The 16,369-nt window shown below is 37.8% G+C and carries 18 protein-coding genes; 13 read left to right on the top strand and 5 right to left on the bottom strand.

Annotation, left to right across the window (positions count from 1 at the left end; translation table 11 throughout):
- Nucleotides 1–89: 89 nt before the first annotated feature.
- From isdE to NSQ41_RS17105, 8 genes are all read left to right on the top strand, one after another.
- Complete coding sequence (isdE, locus tag NSQ41_RS17140; RefSeq protein ID WP_063387711.1) at nucleotides 90–971, top strand: heme ABC transporter substrate-binding protein IsdE; 882 nt, start codon at nucleotides 90–92, stop codon at nucleotides 969–971.
- 29 nt (nucleotides 972–1,000) lie between these two features.
- Nucleotides 1,001–1,981, top strand: a complete 981-nt coding sequence (locus tag NSQ41_RS17135) for an iron ABC transporter permease (RefSeq protein WP_063387712.1) — start codon at nucleotides 1,001–1,003, stop codon at nucleotides 1,979–1,981.
- Nucleotides 1,971–2,768 carry an ABC transporter ATP-binding protein gene (locus NSQ41_RS17130; RefSeq protein WP_130157533.1) on the top strand — a complete coding sequence of 266 codons (798 nt, stop codon included), beginning with the start codon at nucleotides 1,971–1,973 and terminating at the stop codon, nucleotides 2,766–2,768. The genes NSQ41_RS17135 and NSQ41_RS17130 overlap by 11 nt, the downstream gene beginning before the upstream one ends.
- Nucleotides 2,765–3,532, top strand: coding sequence for a class B sortase (srtB, locus tag NSQ41_RS17125; RefSeq protein WP_063387714.1), 768 nt, complete (start codon nucleotides 2,765–2,767; stop codon nucleotides 3,530–3,532). The genes NSQ41_RS17130 and srtB overlap by 4 nt, the downstream gene beginning before the upstream one ends.
- Nucleotides 3,533–3,606: 74 nt before the next feature.
- The gene (locus tag NSQ41_RS17120; RefSeq protein ID WP_063387715.1) at nucleotides 3,607–4,554 is read left to right on the top strand and encodes an ABC transporter substrate-binding protein; all 948 of its coding nucleotides are present in this window, start codon (nucleotides 3,607–3,609) and stop codon (nucleotides 4,552–4,554) included.
- The gene (locus NSQ41_RS17115) at nucleotides 4,551–5,531 is read left to right on the top strand and encodes an iron ABC transporter permease (protein WP_339210441.1); all 981 of its coding nucleotides are present in this window, start codon (nucleotides 4,551–4,553) and stop codon (nucleotides 5,529–5,531) included. Before NSQ41_RS17120 ends, NSQ41_RS17115 begins: the two co-directional genes overlap by 4 nt.
- 3 nt (nucleotides 5,532–5,534) lie before the next feature.
- Nucleotides 5,535–6,350, top strand: coding sequence for an ABC transporter ATP-binding protein (locus NSQ41_RS17110; RefSeq protein ID WP_130157530.1), 816 nt, complete (start codon nucleotides 5,535–5,537; stop codon nucleotides 6,348–6,350).
- Nucleotides 6,320–6,652: an antibiotic biosynthesis monooxygenase gene (locus NSQ41_RS17105; protein WP_339210439.1), complete on the top strand. Its 333-nt coding sequence runs from the start codon at nucleotides 6,320–6,322 to the stop codon at nucleotides 6,650–6,652. The genes NSQ41_RS17110 and NSQ41_RS17105 overlap by 31 nt, the downstream gene beginning before the upstream one ends.
- 426 nt (nucleotides 6,653–7,078) lie before the next feature.
- Here the strand turns inward: NSQ41_RS17105 and NSQ41_RS17100 are convergent, their stop codons facing one another.
- Genes NSQ41_RS17100 through NSQ41_RS17080 form a run of 5 tightly spaced genes read right to left on the bottom strand, consistent with a single transcriptional unit; the run spans nucleotide 7,079 to nucleotide 10,415 of the window.
- Nucleotides 7,079–7,507 carry an OsmC family protein gene (locus NSQ41_RS17100; RefSeq protein ID WP_063387719.1) on the bottom strand — a complete coding sequence of 143 codons (429 nt, stop codon included), beginning with the start codon at nucleotides 7,505–7,507 and terminating at the stop codon, nucleotides 7,079–7,081.
- Between the two features lie 19 nt (nucleotides 7,508–7,526).
- Complete coding sequence (locus NSQ41_RS17095) at nucleotides 7,527–8,273, bottom strand: amino acid ABC transporter ATP-binding protein (protein WP_066250100.1); 747 nt, start codon at nucleotides 8,271–8,273, stop codon at nucleotides 7,527–7,529.
- A gap of 12 nt (nucleotides 8,274–8,285) precedes the next feature.
- On the bottom strand, nucleotides 8,286–8,927 hold the full coding sequence (locus NSQ41_RS17090) for an amino acid ABC transporter permease (protein ID WP_063387721.1): 642 nt from the start codon (nucleotides 8,925–8,927) through the stop codon (nucleotides 8,286–8,288).
- Nucleotides 8,928–8,945: 18 nt separating this feature from the next.
- A complete protein-coding gene (locus NSQ41_RS17085; RefSeq protein WP_063387722.1) occupies nucleotides 8,946–9,776 on the bottom strand; it encodes a transporter substrate-binding domain-containing protein in 831 nt (276 codons plus the stop codon).
- Between the two features lie 15 nt (nucleotides 9,777–9,791).
- A complete protein-coding gene (locus tag NSQ41_RS17080) occupies nucleotides 9,792–10,415 on the bottom strand; it encodes a TetR/AcrR family transcriptional regulator (RefSeq protein ID WP_232515597.1) in 624 nt (207 codons plus the stop codon).
- Between the two features lie 881 nt (nucleotides 10,416–11,296).
- Here NSQ41_RS17080 and NSQ41_RS17075 point away from each other — a divergent pair.
- The 5 genes from NSQ41_RS17075 to cas5b are packed head-to-tail and all read left to right on the top strand — an operon-like array spanning nucleotide 11,297 to nucleotide 16,346.
- Entirely contained in the window at nucleotides 11,297–12,244 is a 948-nt protein-coding gene (locus NSQ41_RS17075) for a WYL domain-containing protein (protein ID WP_339193387.1), read from the top strand.
- A gap of 59 nt (nucleotides 12,245–12,303) precedes the next feature.
- Entirely contained in the window at nucleotides 12,304–13,020 is a 717-nt protein-coding gene (gene cas6 / locus NSQ41_RS17070; protein WP_063387724.1) for a CRISPR-associated endoribonuclease Cas6, read from the top strand.
- A gap of 1 nt (nucleotide 13,021) precedes the next feature.
- The gene (gene cas8a1, locus NSQ41_RS17065) at nucleotides 13,022–14,752 is read left to right on the top strand and encodes a type I-B CRISPR-associated protein Cas8b1/Cst1 (protein ID WP_327856945.1); all 1,731 of its coding nucleotides are present in this window, start codon (nucleotides 13,022–13,024) and stop codon (nucleotides 14,750–14,752) included.
- A complete protein-coding gene (gene cas7i / locus NSQ41_RS17060) occupies nucleotides 14,752–15,639 on the top strand; it encodes a type I-B CRISPR-associated protein Cas7/Cst2/DevR (RefSeq protein WP_311066552.1) in 888 nt (295 codons plus the stop codon). Before cas8a1 ends, cas7i begins: the two co-directional genes overlap by 1 nt.
- Entirely contained in the window at nucleotides 15,639–16,346 is a 708-nt protein-coding gene (gene cas5b, locus NSQ41_RS17055; RefSeq protein ID WP_339210437.1) for a type I-B CRISPR-associated protein Cas5b, read from the top strand. The genes cas7i and cas5b overlap by 1 nt, the downstream gene beginning before the upstream one ends.
- Nucleotides 16,347–16,369: the final 23 nt, after the last annotated feature.

The raw sequence follows: 16,369 nt of genomic DNA, 5'->3' as shown, positions 1-16,369 counted from the left end.
CAACATTTTCTTATTTAAAAAATATGACAACGACTTTTTAGGTCGGTCGAAAGCGGGGAGGCTTTGTTTAAGTGTGTAAACAAAGAAGAATGGGATGGCTGATCCTTTTGATAATGCTGCTGGTTGTCGTCGCCGGTTGTTCTTCATCTGCTGCTGAATCAACGGAACAAAAAAAGCCGAAAAAACAGGATCATCGAGTTGTCTCATTATCTGTTGCCGTTACGGAAATTTTTGATGCGTTAGATATTGATTTAGTTGGCGTCCCCACAAGCAGCAAAAAACTGCCGGAGCGGTATAAGAATGCGAAAAGAGTGGGGTATGCTAAAAATCCTGATATGGAAGTTTTGATGTCTTTAAAACCTACTGATGTATACTCTGTTTCAACTATTCAATATGATTTAGAGCCAGTGTTTGAAAAACATAACGTTCAAGTAGATTTTTTGGATTTAACCAGTCTTCAATCAATGGAAAAGGAAATTCTTGCACTCGGAGAAAAATATGAACGACAAAAACAAGCGAAGAAGATCGTTGATAGATTCGAAAAAAAAGTAAAAGAAATCCAGAAAAAAACTCGTAACTTGGAAAAACCAAATGTTTTAATCTTACTCGGAGTTCCCGGAAGTTACTTAGTGGCAACAGAGCATTCCTATATTGGCGATCTAGTGAAATTGGCGGGTGGAAACAACGTGATTCAAGGAGAGAAAGTGGAGTATTTAGAATCTAACACAGAATATTTATATGAATCCAATCCCGATGTCATATTAAGGCTTGCTCACGGCATGCCGGAGGAAGTAGTCAAAATGTTCGATGAAGAATTTAAGAAAAACGATATATGGAAGCATTTTGATGCTGTCAAAAATGGCAGGGTGTATGATCTGGAAGAAGAATTGTTCCCGACTACCGCAACCATTCGAGCGGATGAAGCTTTAGATGAATTGGTGAAATATTTGTATCCTGAGTTTCATGAATAAGCGGACAAAAAAGAAAAGGGTGCTGATCCATGAAGAAAACGTGGCTAACTTTTGCAGTAGTGACCACAATGCTGGTTGTTGTCACTTTTTTCTCTATTGTGAACGGAAGTTTGGAAATTGGCGTTGCTGAGTTGATCAGAGGCCTTTTGTTTGGTGGAAATGAAGATGTAGAAGTCATAAAGGATATGAGATTTCCACGGATCATTGTGTCCCTTTTTGCTGGAGCAAATTTGGCGGTATCGGGATTATTATTGCAGGCAGTTATGAGAAATCCTTTGGCGGAAGCTGGGATCATCGGGATTTCTTCAGGAGCCAATTTTGTTGCATTAACTATGATCAGTTTCTTTCCTACGTTGTTTTTTTGGATGCCGCTGTTTGCTTTTCTTGGAGGGATACTTGCCTGTTTTCTTGTCTATTCCTTTTCATGGAAATCAGGACTCAGCCCCCTTCGATTAATTTTAGTTGGGGTGGCAGTCAATGCGGTGTTTACTGCATTATATGAATCCTTTAACTACAGAGGCTATACGACAACCAGTTCTGCGAAAGCTACTGCATCAACATTATCTCAACAAACGTGGGACGATGTTCAAACAATTGTTATATATGGTTCCATCGGTTTAATATTGTCCTTGCTCGTTTATTCTTGGTGCAACATGCTGGCTTTACAAGATAAAACGGCGCGAAATCTGGGGCTTCACGTGACAAGAGCTCGGGTTATTATATCTGCGATTGCAGTTTATTTGGCAAGCGTCACAACCGCAACTGTTGGGGTCATTGCATTTGTCGGTTTGCTAATTCCCCATATTGGACGGCTATTAGTCGGTTCAGATTATAAAATATTAACACCATTCTCCATTTTATCAGGAGCTTTGCTTATTTTAACGGCCGACACAATCGGACGGGTGTTTTTAGCGCCGACGGAACTTCCTGCATCCATTATTATGTCATTAATCGGAGGTCCCTTTTTGATTATATTGATTAGAAGGAGTGATCGCATCTATGGAGGTTAAAAATGTTTCATTCTCATATAATCAAAAAGAGGATCAGTTAAAATCAATTAACCTTGCTGTTGAACCTGGTAAAATTACGACGATTATCGGTCCGAATGGATGCGGAAAGTCCACATTATTAGAAGTTATGTCTAGCCACAATGCACCGCAAAAAGGCCAGATTATTTTGGACGGAAAATTGATTCAACAATATAAGCCGAAGGAATTGGCGAAGAAACTATCGGTTGTTCATCAAAAAAATGAAATTCCTTTTGATATCAATGTCGAGAACCTGGTGAGCTACGGCCGCATGCCGTATAAAAGATTTTTTCATCATCATAACTCAGAAGAGGATGAAGAAGTGATTGATTGGGCGCTTTCCATTACCAATTTGCAATCAAAACGAAAAGAAAAAGTAGAACAGCTGTCTGGGGGAGAAAGACAGCGAGTTTGGATAGCGATGGCATTGGCGCAAAAAACTCCTATTTTGTTTTTGGATGAACCGACAACATATTTGGATGTTTATTATCAATTCGAAATTTTAGAGCTCATCAAGAAGTTAAACAGGGAGTATAACATTACGATTGTGATGGTGCTGCATGATATGAATCAAGCCATTCGTTATAGTGATTGGATTATTGTGATGAAAAACGGCGAAATTGTGACGGAAGGTTCTCCAAAAGAAGTGATCACGGAAGGAATGATTGAAAGCATTTATGGGGTAAGAGCCATAGTCAATCATAATGATCAAAGCGGATTTTATGTTGTGCCAATGGGAGTTGCTAGAAGGAATGACAATGCGACATGAATGATCGGGGATTGAGAAAGATCATTGGGAAACTCGTTAGCATTGTTTGCATTGGGATTTTGTTTTTTTCAGCGTATCAAATTATAAGTATCCTTTACGATTACTATACAAACCGGCAAGTTTTAGCTGAAATACAAGAGGTTTATCAAGAAAATCGTACCGAGAGAACTTCTCACGAAGGCAAGGACTTTGAAAGAATTCGTTCGTCTTTTATTGAATTGCAGCGCATTAACCAAGATATTGTTGGTTGGATTGAAATTCCCGACACATACATTTCGTATCCGATTCTTCAAGCGGAAAACAATGAGTTTTATTTAACAAGAAATTATAAAAAAGAGAAATCAAGGGCTGGAAGCATTTTTATGGATTATCGAAATGATGTGAAAGGCCTAAATCAAAATGTTATCCTTTACGGACATCGTATGAAAGATGACACGATGTTTGGACAATTAGATAAATATCTGGATGAATCGTTTTTCCAGCATCACCGCACCATTTATTTTGATACGTTATATGAAAGCTACGATGCTGAAATCTTTTCAGTATATAAAACGACTACAGATTTTTATTATATCGATACTGAATTTTCCTCTGATGACGAATTTTTATCATTTGTCAATCAGTTAAAAGATCGTTCCATTTATAAGACCGATATTGATATCGAACCGAATGATCAAATTTTAACTTTATCTACTTGTGATTACACGTTTCCTGGAGGAGAAGGGAGACTTGTCATACATGCAAAATTAAAGGAGAACAAGTAAATGGTTGAAAATTTCGAAAATAACAATTGACAATGATAATCATTTTTAATTAAAATGGTAAAGGAGGGATACTTTTGAAAACAAAACTTTTCCAATTCACCCTCACGTTTTTCTTATTGCTCTTATTTACCGGATGCGGGGTAAAAGGAACTGAATCAACAGGAGGGACAAAAGTAACAGAAAGCAAAGTGAAAGTGACCGATGCATCAGGTCGTGAAGTTGCTTTTGACACTCATCCGAAAAAATTTGCTTCATTAACGATCGGTGATATGGATATCATTCATCAATTAGGAGGGGAAATTGTCGGCAGGCCTAGTACGAAGGTAGAGATACCGGAAGAATTAGAAAAAGTAGTAGAAATCGGAAATACACACCAGCCGAATATAGAGAAGATCGTAAGTTTGAAGCCAGATGTGTTAATTGCCAATGTTGGTTTTGATAAAAACATCCCCGCATTGGAGAATCAAGGAATACAAACTATCATGACGGAAGCGAATTCCATTGAAGATATAAAGAAAAACATCGAAACATATGGAACTCTTCTCGGTAAAGAATCGAAAGCTCAAGAGTTGATTAAACAAATCGAGCAAGTCGTTGAGAAGCAAACGGAAGCTTCCGAAGCTCAAGCATTGCTTGTTTATGGAGCACCTGGATCATTTTTAGCAGCTCTCCCAACGTCATTGGCAGGAGATATTTTAGAAAAATCGGGTGGAATCAATGTAGCATCGAACTTTCCAAAGTTAAAAGAATATCCGCAATACGCTCAATTAGCGGTAGAACGTGTGGTGGAAGCTGATCCAGATATCATTTACTTAATCACACACGGTGATCCTAGCGGGGTAGAAAAAGCTTTTAAACAAGAAATGGAAAAAAATGCAGCTTGGAAAAACTTGGATGCGGTAAAAAAAGGAAACATTGTGGTGTTGCCATCGAATTTGTTTGGCACTAATCCGGGGACAAAGATCACAGAAGCAGTGGAATATATGCGTCAAAGCTTGAAAGATATAGGAAAGGATTCATGATGAATCGAAAGAAACGAATATGGCTTATCATCATTCTGATCATCTTATTGTTTCTAAGCGTATTCTATAGCCTGACAGCAGGCAGTATCTCTATTTCATTTAAGGAATTTTTTGCGGATATGGGCGATAAGGAATCGTTAGTGTACCGTGTTGTTTGGGATTTGCGGCTCCCAAGGATTCTCGTTGGGCTGCTTGTCGGCATGTGTTTAGCGGTTTCGGGTGCGATTTTACAAGGTGTAATGAAAAACCCGCTTGCGGATCCCGGTATTATTGGCGTGACGTCTGGGGCAGGACTGGCAGCGACGGTGATCATGGTGCTGTATCCCGATCAACTGCACATTTTGCCTTTAGCAGCCTTTCTTGGCGCTTTTCTTACGGCAATGCTCATTTATTTGCTAGCTTGGCAAGATGGAACTTCCATTGTTCGAATTATGCTGGTCGGGATTTCAATCAACGCCTTTTTAGGTGCGATCATGTCATGTATTATGATTTTACATAGCGACAAAGTTCAAGCGGTTCTGCCGTGGCTAAATGGCGGGATTAGCGGCGTAAGCTGGGTGCATGTAGAGATGATTGTTTATTATGCCATTTTTGCACTGGCATTAGCGTTTTTTTCCATCAAACATATCCGCATGCTGATGCTGGGGGATGAGGTGGCCACTTTATTAGGCCATCAAGTGGAAAGAAGCAGATTTTTCTTAATTTTTGTCAGTGCTCTTTTAGCTGGAATAGCCGTCAGTGTTGCTGGACTGGTAGGATTTGTAGGTCTTATCGTTCCGCATATCATTCGATTGCTCATCGGAAACGATTATCGTTATTTGCTGCCATTATCCTGTGTAGGCGGCGGCATACTCGTTGTGTTCGCAGATGCTGCGGCAAGAAGCTGGTTTGATCCTATTGAATTGCCGGTAGGGATCCTGCTGTCTTTTCTAGGCGGTCCGTTTTTCCTATATTTGGTCTTTAAAGGGGGGGAGTGAAGCATGCTCACCGTTAAAGATCTGACTTACCACCATTCCAAACGATTCGGCATCAACGAAATGAATCTGGAATTGCCAAAGGGTGAAGTGATTAGCATTATTGGGCCTAATGGATCAGGAAAATCCACCTTGCTGCGGCTCATCGCTGCCTTATTACAGCCCCAAAATGGCGAGATCATTCTCGATGGAAAAAATATCGTTTCTGCGAATCGAAAAGATATTGCAAAACAATTAACTATGCTGCCGCAAACACATGATGTTACGCTCGATTTTACCGTACGTGAATTAGTAGAGTTCGGCAGGAACCCTTATAAACGCAAATTTGCCCCATTCAGTCAAGAAGATAAAGAAATCGTTGATTGGGCGTTAGCTCTTGCCAATGTGAAACAATATGAACATCAACACTTGTCTTCCTTATCAGGAGGCGAGAGGCAAAGAGCGTGGATTGCGATGGTTCTTGCCCAAAGTACTGAATATTTATTATTGGATGAACCGACCACGTTTTTAGATATTGTACATCAATTGGAAATTTTGGAGGTTGTCCAAACGATCAATCAACAGTATAACAGGACGGTCATCATGATTCTTCACGATCTGAATCAAGCCGCACAGTATAGTGACCGCTTAATCGTGATGAAAGACGGGACGATTTATCAACAAGGCAGTCCAGAGGAAGTATTTTCGGAAAAAATGTTTGAAGAGGTATTTGGTATTTCTGTCTCCATCCATGATATGGATGGAAAACCAATGTTTATTCCAAAACGATTCAAAAGAAAGGGGAAAAAAGAATGTACATCGTTACCAATTCCATTCGCGTGAAAAAAGGATATTCCGGAAAGTTAGTGGAGCGTTTTAAAATTAGAAAGGGAATTGAGAAATTTCCTGGGTTCATTCGTTTAGATCTCTTAGTAACGGACGGATTAAAAGATTATGACGAAGTTCGTGTATACACAACATGGGAGAACAAAGACAGCTTCGAAGGCTGGTTCCACAGCGATGTGTTCCAAAAAGCGCATGAAAATCGAAAACAACATGATTATGTTATTGGAAATCAAGTGTCCTTCCATGAGCTAGCATATTCCTATGTAAAAGAAGATGAGCGTGCTGTCGAAAATTTATAAATAAAAAATGGCAGAACGATTTTTGTGAAGTAGGTTACAAAAATTGATTGGAAAAAGAATAGATATCCGAATTGCGGCCTTTTCCAAATGAATTGCGGGAAAAGGTCGTTTATTTTTTTTAGCAAAAACAAAAAATGTGGCACGGGGCTGTCCAGAAAGTCAAATCCCTATTGAAAACCAAAAATCATTAACATCGATATTTCATAAAAGGGGGGCCGTCAATAAGCCGAAAAAACGACTTATTAGACAGCCCCAATCAAGAAAATAGTTAGTTAAAACCGCAAACACTCCGGCTTGGACAGCGGAACAGCTGTTAGAAACAAGAAAATAGGTAGTTAAAGGCAGTTGCTAAAACAAAATTTGTATAAAAAATGATTGCAAAAGATTTTTCAATATCCTTTGTAATCAAAACTTTACTTCGTTTTTTCACTCTTTTTCAGCAGGAATTTCTTTGCCGTTCAATATTAGTTTGAACGTAACGTCACCCTTTAAAGATGCAGAAACCGCACAATATTTTTGTTTGCCTAATTGGATGGCGCGCCAAACTTTTTTCGGCGTTATATCCCCATTTACTGTAAATGTGATGGTATAAGCGGTGAAAGAAGAGGGCAATTCTTCGCGACGCGTGCCGTCGACTGTAATATCAATTGCCTCAATATGATCTAATTCATGTCTTAAAATCATCGTTACATCAATTCCAATGCAGCCGGCAAGAGCCGCTAGGAGCATTTCTGTTGGGGTTGCGGCACTTCCTTCTCCACCGTAGTTTTCCGTGGCATCCATTGCCATTTTGTATCCGGATGGACCGACTGCTTCAAAAGCACGGCCGCCCTGCCATGTTGCTTTAATTTGCATATTGTTCAATTCCTCTCTTTTAAAACTCTGTAACTTGTTGCAAAAATTTTTGTGCCCGCGCTGTTTGCGGATGTTCAAAAAATGCTGCTGGCTTCGCATCTTCTACGATAACGCCGTCTGCCATAAATAAAATGCGGTCAGCGGCACTCCGGGCAAATTTCATCTCATGCGTTACAATAATCATCGTCATGCCGTCTTCTGCTAATTCTTTCATTACTTTTAATACTTCTCCTACAAGCTCCGGATCAAGTGCAGAAGTCGGTTCATCGAATAGCATCAACTTCGGTTCCATCGCAAGAGCTCTTGCGATCGCTACACGCTGTTGCTGCCCGCCTGACAGCTGAGACGGATAAGCATCTTCTTTTGCTGCAAGCCCGACTTTTTCTAACAAATTGGCTGCGATGCTGTATGCTTTTTCCTTCGGCATTTTTTTCACTACTAATAAAGCTTCCATTACATTTTGGACGGCCGTTTTATGCGGGTATAAATTAAATTGTTGAAACACCATCCCTGTTTTTCGACGAATGGCATAAATTTCTTTTTGTTGTGCTTTTTTTGAAGCATTTGCATCAATCACGTGACCGTCGACTGTAATGGTGCCGCCTGTAATTGTTTCAAGTCCGTTGATGCATCTTAAAAACGTACTTTTTCCTGAACCGCTTGGACCAATGACTGCCACTACTTGATGGGCTGGAATGGATAATGAAATATTTTTTAATATTTCATGCTGTCCAAAATTTTTCTGTAAATTTTTAATCTCTATCATGCTGTCACCACCTTAATAAACAGACAGCCGTTTTTCGATTTTATTTAATAAAAATGTAAAGAATGTACTCATAATCCAATACATCGCTGCAATGGCTAAATAAAACGGCATGTAAACATAATATTGCGCCACTAATAATTGAGCAGAGCGCATTAATTCTGTGACCGCAATAACGGATACGAGCGATGTTTCTTTTAACATTCCGACAAATGTATTGCCAAGTGGGGGGATAGCGTAGCGAATCGCTTGAGGGATGATAATTCGGCGCATCGCCTGGCGTTCCGTCATACCAGTTGCGAGCGCTGCTTCTGTTTGCCCTTTTGGTATGGATTGAATCGCACCGCGAAACGCTTCTGAAACATAAGCGCCGATGTTAATACTTAGTGCAATATACGCAGCAGTTAATGGGCCTAATTCAATCCCATAATCAACTAAGCCATAATAAACGATGACGATTTGCACCAATGCCGGCGTCCCCCGAATAATGGACACATAGGCTCTTGCTATACCACGCAGAATGCGATTGCCCTTAAGCCGGGCAATCGCAATGATTAAACCAATGATTAAACCGAAGAACATGGAAACTACAGTAATGAGTAATGTATAATATGCCCCTTTTAACAAAAAAGGCAAGTTTTCAATGACTAAGTCCATTTTGGCAACCTACTTTCATCATTCTTCGGTCGGCTCTTCGTCAAACCATTTTACATAAATTTCTTTATATGTTCCGTCTTCTTTCATTTCTTTCAATGCTTTATTTAAAGCATCCACCAATTCTTTATTGCCTTTTTTCACTGCAACGCCAGCTTGGTCCTCCTTAATTGGATCGCCGACGGCTTTAATTTTATAGCCGTTTTCTTCAATGACTGGTTTTAATGCATAGACATTGTTGATCGTTGCATCAATTCTGCCAGCATCCAAGTCTTTTAATGTTGTAATCACGTCATCATATGTGTTGATTTTAAAATCGCCCACTTTTGGCAATAATTCATTTCGCAAATATGCTTCATCATTCGTACCAAGTCCAACTCCGATTGTTTTTCCTTTAAAATCATTAACAGATTTGATGTCATTATTGTCTTCCCGAACGATCACTTTGACTTTATTTGTAATATATGGTTCTGTAAAATCGATTTGTTTTTTCCGTTCATCTGTGATTGTCACTTGGCTTACTAAAATATCAAATTTACCTTTTTGAAGCCCAGGAATTAAACCAGAAAATTCTTGTGCAACAAAATTTGCTTTAACTCCTAGACGTTTTGCCAATTCTTTCGCAATGTCAACGTCAAAGCCGTCGTATTCTTTGTTTTCATTCATAAAATTATAAGGTGCATAAGTACCCATAATGCCGACAGTGATTTCGCCTTTATCTTTGATTTCCTGTAATGCGTTTTTCTCTTGATCTTGAGTTTGTTTTTCTTTTTGATCATTGTTATTACCGCATGCTGAAAGTATTAGAGCTGCTATTGCAATGAGTGAAATGAACCATCTTATTTTTTTCATGTTTATCCTCCTTCATTAGACACCAAAGATTCCAAAAAATTCAAAGTGTACAGTTTCTTCAATGAGCTGTTGAAGTGTTTTTTGCTGTAATGCATCTTTTGATGATGGCGATTGAAATAGCCATCTGGCTAAAACTCCTTCCAGGAGGCTCATGATGAATACTGCCAGTAATTTTGGATCTACTTCACGCGAGATCATTTTCAGTTCTTTGGCCTGTGCAATATTTTCCGCAAAAGCTGTTTCCATGTCTGCTTTAATCTCTTCCACTTTTTCTTGTATCTTTGGCTGAGAATGAATGCCTTTTAGCAATATGTTCATGAAATACTTATTGTTTTCAGCGAAATGAAAAATACGTTCAAACATTTGTGTCGTGGAAGCAACGGAATCTTGCAAGTCCACTTTTTTTGTGCGGTACCCTAGTTTGATTGCATCTAAAAGTTGGGCACGACCTATTTCCAGCATCTCAAGCGCGATCGCTTCTTTGCTTTTAAAATACCAATAAAATGTCCCTTGGGACACATTGCCTTTTGCGACGATATCTGAGACTTTCGTTTTTTCATAGCCAACTGTCGCAAATAATTCTAATGCAATTTGCAATAATTGCTGTTTTCTTTCCTGTCTTCGAGCTTCTGCCTGCACTATACCCCCCCTGACTGACTAATTAGTCAATTAAATCCTATAAGATTACTATAAATTAGTCAACACTTTTGCTTCATTTTTTTAAAAAGCATGCTGCAAATTTAGAAATGGTTCGGCTGAAAAGAATAACAGAGCGAATCACCGTTATTTTATGGAAATCTGCATTACGTTATTCGTCCCGCTTTCACACACTGTCCTCTGTGTTCGTTCATGAACATAGCAAGAGAAGAAATCAAAGAAACAATGCTTTTCATGTGGAAAAAATAAATCTGCCGATGTCTGTAGCTGTTTTGCTGTTAACGAGATCAACTATCAACGTTTTCTTCATTTTTTTCAACTGTATATCCCAGCAATTGATTTAGCTGACTTAGGAAATCAGTGAAAAAGGAGATAAAGATGGATTCATTGTGACTTTGACCCTTTAGGATTTTATTAGCAAAAAACAATGACGCCGTTTGCGAGCACTGATCCTTCTGCAAAGAGCCTTGCTTTTATGCGCGAAAAAAGAGCAGGAATGAGGATAAAATTTTGACACGTAATCAAGTTGTCTTGCATTTAGTTGTGGATAAAGCCAATTCTCCTATATTTTCAAAATGATCCTATCTTCTGTAAGTTTTCCTTCAAAAATATCTTCCTCAATTTCTGCTCGACGGTTTTTTATGAAATGTCCATGCCTTTGTCCACCTAACGTGTGCTAAAGATACCTTTACTATGAAAAGCCGATGGCAAGAGCATCTTCTGTGGTTGAAGCGATCACACTCTGTTCTAATAGACCTAATTTCAAAAGTTTTATAAATTTTCCATACAGATTATCTATAGGATTAATTTACTATGGTAAAATATTACACGTAAATGTTGTTAGGTATTTTGGAGGTATCATTATGTCGAAAATTGTCAATGCTTTTCGAATGCTTCTTTTATTGAAATCACGAGGACGAATGCAAATTAAAGAATTAGCAGAAGAACTTGAATTAAGTGAAAGGGTTATTCGAGTTTATCGAGATCAATTAGAAATGGCTGGATTCCATATTCAGACAGCTAGGGGAAGATATGGAGGTTATGTTCTGCCGAAAAGCAATATTTTTGAATACTTGTCGCTTTCACCAAAAGAATTAGAAGCATTAGTAAAGGCAAGTGAATATTTAAAAAATCATCCTACCTTTTTGCAATTCAATGATTTTGAAAGTGCCGTCATGAAGATTCAAAGTATTTCCAAACAGCAGATTCAGTCTTCGTCTGAATGGCAGCCAATTATTTTAGAGGAAAAAGCAAATGTCGATTGGAATCATGAAAAAGATAAGTATGAACAATTAAATTTTGCAATCGCGGCTCGCAGAAAAGTGAAAATTGTTTATGAGGCTTTAAATTCAGACCGCACTGAACGCATCATTCATCCTTACAAACTGATTCCGTATAAAAAATTTTGGTATTGCATTGCTTATTGTGAGCTGAGAAATGATTATCGTGATTTTAAATTAACTAGAATTCAAGATTATCAAATATATGAAGAAAGGTTTCAGCGTGATGAATCATTTCGGCTCGAAGACTATATAGGTAAAACGAGTATTTATGCTGATACCTATTTTGTTGAATTGCATGTAAAACCACCATTTTCCAAGATTTTAAGTGAAAAGATCTATTCAGAGGATCAAGAAATAGAGCAACAACAAGATGGATCCATCATTTTTCGGGCGACGATGTCCGGGTTGCCGGAATTAACTAGTTTTGTATTAAGCATGGGATCTGCAGTTCAGGTGCTCGGTCCGAATGAACTTCGCCAAAGCGTCGAGGAAGAAGTAGAAAAAATGTCAAAAAATTTTTTAAACTGACATATTAAGTTCCGGAATAGATGATAGGATGATGATAGAAAAGCTTGGAGGGAAAAGAAATGAGACTTCGATGCCAATTTGAGGTTGAAAGGCTACCCGTTGCCTATCGTATGATGTTTGTCAGTCTGATCAAGGAGAGCATAAAACGGTCAGCTCCGACATTGTATGAATCTTTGTATTTTTTTAACGGAAAACCTAGTAAGAACAGCAAACATTTTAGCACTGCATTATTTTTACCAAAGTATAAACTTATCGATGATGAATTCCATATCGAAGGCAAGATATCATTCTTGATCAGTACGCCTGACTATGAATTTTTTCTTCACCTTTATAATGGGTTGCAGCAGATACAAGAGTTTACTTATCAAACGTATACACTTCATCGGGGAAAAATTACACTTTTAGAAGAAAAACAAATAGATCAAATCCCTGTTTATTTTAAAACACTTTCTCCCATTTATATTCGTGATGCTCATAACAGATCAATCGCGCCAGATGATCCTGCATTCGAGCGTGAGCTGAATTATATTGCTAATCTCCTATTGAAAAATTTTCGTGGGCACGGACTTAAACAGCCATTGCAAGTCTTAGAAAATCAACTAAAGAAAACTGTAGTTAAAGAAAAAATCAGAGAATTTGACCACGGGTATCTTTACTTCACTGCATATAAAGGAAATTTTTGTCTAAATGGAGACATAGATGATTTACGCTTGCTTTCCCAGCTTGGAATTGGGTTTCGCAGGAATCAATCGTTCGGCATGGTGGAGGTGATATAACTTGGAAATTTTTTTGCCTACGGGTGAATGGATGATTAATCAAGGTTTGGTTGGATTTGTACGGATTGCTAGGAAAGCCGGACATCATATAGAAATGAAGCAGGACGGTATTTGTTTTGATAGCAGCATATTTAACACAATGGCTAAAGATTATTTTACATATTTTCTTGAAAAATTCAGTGTTGCTGATCGGGATGAAACAAGGCTAAAAAAAATTTTAAGTCGGTGTCGGAAAGAAGAAACATTTAAAGAAGCGAAAAAAAAGCTTGATGAATCGTTAAAGAGAACATGGGATAAGGCAAAAAATTACTGTTCTGATACAGCTGAAGGAACCGAAATGTCTTTGTTGATTGAACAAATTAAGGGATATGATCAGTTCGAAGACATTGAGCAAATAGAAAAGGAAGTTAACCGTTATCTCGATCTACTGAAAACACCGTTTATTAATGAAAAACAAACAGTAAACTTTTTTAAACTTTCTATACTTCAACCTTATTTCGGTCAGAATAGTTTTCTTAATATTAGTTTAAATAAGTTGGCGATTGAGGAACAAATTCAACGCATACATCAAGATTACATCGTTCCAATTTTGTGTGAACTAAAGCTTAAACAACTGCTTATGAATGCAGAGGATGAAAACCAACTATTAAGTTGGCTCAAAGAATGTCCCTATAAACCGATCAAAAATTTACATAAAACGTGGAAGAAAACATCTCTTGCTGACATTCGGGAAAACGAAAATGAACAGTTTTTATCATGCAGTTTTTTTGATGAATGGTATGCATTCGAACATTTAAATGAAGGTCATTTTGTTCCCTTACAGGTTAGTTCTTCAAATGCTTTGAATTATTTTTGGGATTTTGACAATGAAATGAAAATTCCTATTTCCAATCTTGCCAAATTTATATTGTTTTGTGCGCCTGCCGGAGCGGCACTTTCACCAAACGGAAACCAATCAAGCTTTGTGCAAATCGATGGGAGTATGAATAAACTTTTTGAAGTAAATGAACGTTATGCATTATTGCGCGAAGAAGAGAACCCTTTAAACGAAATTATTTTTGATTTAGTTACAGAATTGAAGGAAAAGGGAAATGCGAATCATCGAAATTATCTTTTTATTGATTATTCATCCGATTATCGGTCGAGAAAGACGATATTGAATTATTTTGATTTACCCCGTTCATTAAGTCGTTTCTTCGTGAATGAGCACGAACTATTGAAAAGGATGCATTATTCTTTGCGCAATGCGCTTGCATATGACTTTTTAACAAGGCGCGATGCAAAATGGAGGATTTTCAATGTACTCCGCCAATGCATCGAGAAAAAATATTCATCATTAGATGCTCAGACGGCAGTAGTTGTCCGTCATTTATACCAAAAATATTTGGAAGGAGATGGAGATGTGAAGATCGATTCGAAAACTGAAAGCAAAAGTATCTGGTTTTTATACAACTGTGGACGTGAAGTTCGGCAAAAATACGTGGAAAAAGGACAAGAACCGAAAGTTCAGGGAATTGCTTACCGATTGTTAAATGCAACAAAAGCGAACAATAAAAAGACTTTTATGGATTCTTTAATTCGCGTGTATATGTCTTTGGAGTTGCCAATGCCCTCTCTCTTTTTACAAGTGCTGCACGAAGAAAAGCTTGATTTTGCGACTGTTGCTAATGCGTTTATCGCAGGCTTGGTATCCCAACCTAATGACAAACAACCTGAAGGAGGAAATGAATAATGAGAAAGGCTTTATCATTTACAGTAATATTTCAAGGGAATTCATTAAATTATGGGGAAGGTATCGCCAATATTTCTGAATTAAAAAAATTCCACCGCGGGAATGGTGATGTTCATACATTTGCCTCTCGCCAAAGTCTTCGCTACGACATCGTCCGCCTTGGTAATCAACTTTTTAACTGGAATTTAGATGTTGTAGACAAATCGAAAGGAGTTATTCAATTTAAAGACGAATGCACCATCAAAGATTCAGTTGAAATGGATTTATTTGGATATATGAAAACAAAGGCGAAATCAGGCGCAGAGAGAAGATCTGCAGCTGTTCGCATTAGTCATGCGATTTCACTCGAACCTTTTCGAAGCGATCTTGAATTTTTAACAAATATGGGCCTCGCTAATCGAATTGGAACAGACGCGAATTTAGCAAATTTAGAGCAGCATCAAAGCCTTTATACGTATACGGTAACCATAGATTTTGCTCGTATCGGAGTGGACGGAAAGATTGAACTGCCGAATGAAGAACGTGCTGCCCGTATCAAACAACTTTTGACAATCATTAAAATATTAAATCGTGAAATTAAAGGAAGACAAGAGAATCTTGCACCTCTATTTATTATTGGAGGGGTATACAGTGTTGCTAATCCATTTTTCCTTGGGAGAGTGTCGTTAAAACAAGGAAATCAATACGAACTCAATACAGGAAAAATTGCATCAGTGCTTGAACAAACGATACTTGGAGAAAAGGTGGCAGATCGTACTAATATCGGGCTAGTACGTGGAGTTTTCGATAATGAAAGTGAAATTGAAACACTCGGGAATATCGTGACAATTGAGCAGTTTTTTACAATTCTTGAACAAGAAATTGACGAATATTTTGGTGATAAATGATGCAAGTACTACGACTAAAAATGTTTCAAGAAACTGCCTGTTATACAAAACCGTTTGCTTTGAAAGTAGGAGAAACATATCCGCTTCCTCCATACTCAACAGTAAAGGGCATGATACATGAAGTGTTAAAAGCCAATAAACTGATTCCATTTCGTTTGAGCATCCAAGGTGATTATGAAACAAGAGTTGTAGATTATAAAAAAAGTTATTTTATAAAAGATAGAAAAAGTAAAGAATTTCCTATAATTTTGGACGGGCTTTCAGGAATTGATTATTCCTATACTTCCATGACAGCGATGCCGCTTTATATGCATCTTTTGTACAATGTTCAGTTAGTAATACATATCGCTGCAGAGGACGAAATTTTGCAAAAAATTTATAAAGCTTTTTATAGTTATGACGGTCATATCAGCCTTGGACGCCATGAAGATCTCGTACGTATGGATGAGATAAGATTTATTGAGCTGATAACAGTTGATGAAAGTGACTTAGCTCATTCGATGTATATCCCGAAAAAGATCATTGCAGAGGATGACCTAACGGGTATCCCTTATCGCCTAAATTGGACTTATACAATTAAAAAGGGAGTTCGTGATTGGGTGAAAATCCCAACATTATATGTTGCACAGGGTGAAAAAATTTACAGTGAATTGTTTTATGAACCAATTCATTTTGATGAAGAAGGATATACTGTCTTCTTTAATTAAGCTTTTGTCTATGGACAAAAGCT

Origin of the sequence: Aeribacillus sp. FSL K6-8210, assembly GCF_037963925.1 — a bacterium.
GTDB lineage: Bacteria > Bacillota > Bacilli > Bacillales > Aeribacillaceae > Aeribacillus > Aeribacillus composti.
Note: the sequence above shows the minus strand (reverse complement) of the source record. Positions and strands in the feature narration are given on the sequence as shown.

Excerpts from the sequence above, each read along its gene's own strand:
- NSQ41_RS17100 (WP_063387719.1), bottom strand. The coding sequence starts at position 7,507 with ATGCAAATTAAAGCAACATGGCAGGGCGGCCGTGCTTTTGAAGCAGTC.
- cas7i (WP_311066552.1), top strand. The coding sequence starts at position 14,752 with ATGAGAAAGGCTTTATCATTTACAGTAATATTTCAAGGGAATTCATTA.
- cas6 (WP_063387724.1), top strand. The coding sequence starts at position 12,304 with ATGAGACTTCGATGCCAATTTGAGGTTGAAAGGCTACCCGTTGCCTAT.
- srtB (WP_063387714.1), top strand. The coding sequence starts at position 2,765 with ATGAATGATCGGGGATTGAGAAAGATCATTGGGAAACTCGTTAGCATT.
- NSQ41_RS17085 (WP_063387722.1), bottom strand. The coding sequence starts at position 9,776 with ATGAAAAAAATAAGATGGTTCATTTCACTCATTGCAATAGCAGCTCTA.
- cas5b (WP_339210437.1), top strand. The coding sequence starts at position 15,639 with ATGCAAGTACTACGACTAAAAATGTTTCAAGAAACTGCCTGTTATACA.
- NSQ41_RS17130 (WP_130157533.1), top strand. The coding sequence starts at position 1,971 with ATGGAGGTTAAAAATGTTTCATTCTCATATAATCAAAAAGAGGATCAG.
- NSQ41_RS17135 (WP_063387712.1), top strand. The coding sequence starts at position 1,001 with ATGAAGAAAACGTGGCTAACTTTTGCAGTAGTGACCACAATGCTGGTT.
- NSQ41_RS17095 (WP_066250100.1), bottom strand. The coding sequence starts at position 8,273 with ATGATAGAGATTAAAAATTTACAGAAAAATTTTGGACAGCATGAAATA.
- NSQ41_RS17115 (WP_339210441.1), top strand. The coding sequence starts at position 4,551 with ATGATGAATCGAAAGAAACGAATATGGCTTATCATCATTCTGATCATC.
- NSQ41_RS17090 (WP_063387721.1), bottom strand. The coding sequence starts at position 8,927 with ATGGACTTAGTCATTGAAAACTTGCCTTTTTTGTTAAAAGGGGCATAT.
- NSQ41_RS17105 (WP_339210439.1), top strand. The coding sequence starts at position 6,320 with ATGTACATCGTTACCAATTCCATTCGCGTGAAAAAAGGATATTCCGGA.
- NSQ41_RS17075 (WP_339193387.1), top strand. The coding sequence starts at position 11,297 with ATGTCGAAAATTGTCAATGCTTTTCGAATGCTTCTTTTATTGAAATCA.
- isdE (WP_063387711.1), top strand. The coding sequence starts at position 90 with ATGGGATGGCTGATCCTTTTGATAATGCTGCTGGTTGTCGTCGCCGGT.
- NSQ41_RS17110 (WP_130157530.1), top strand. The coding sequence starts at position 5,535 with ATGCTCACCGTTAAAGATCTGACTTACCACCATTCCAAACGATTCGGC.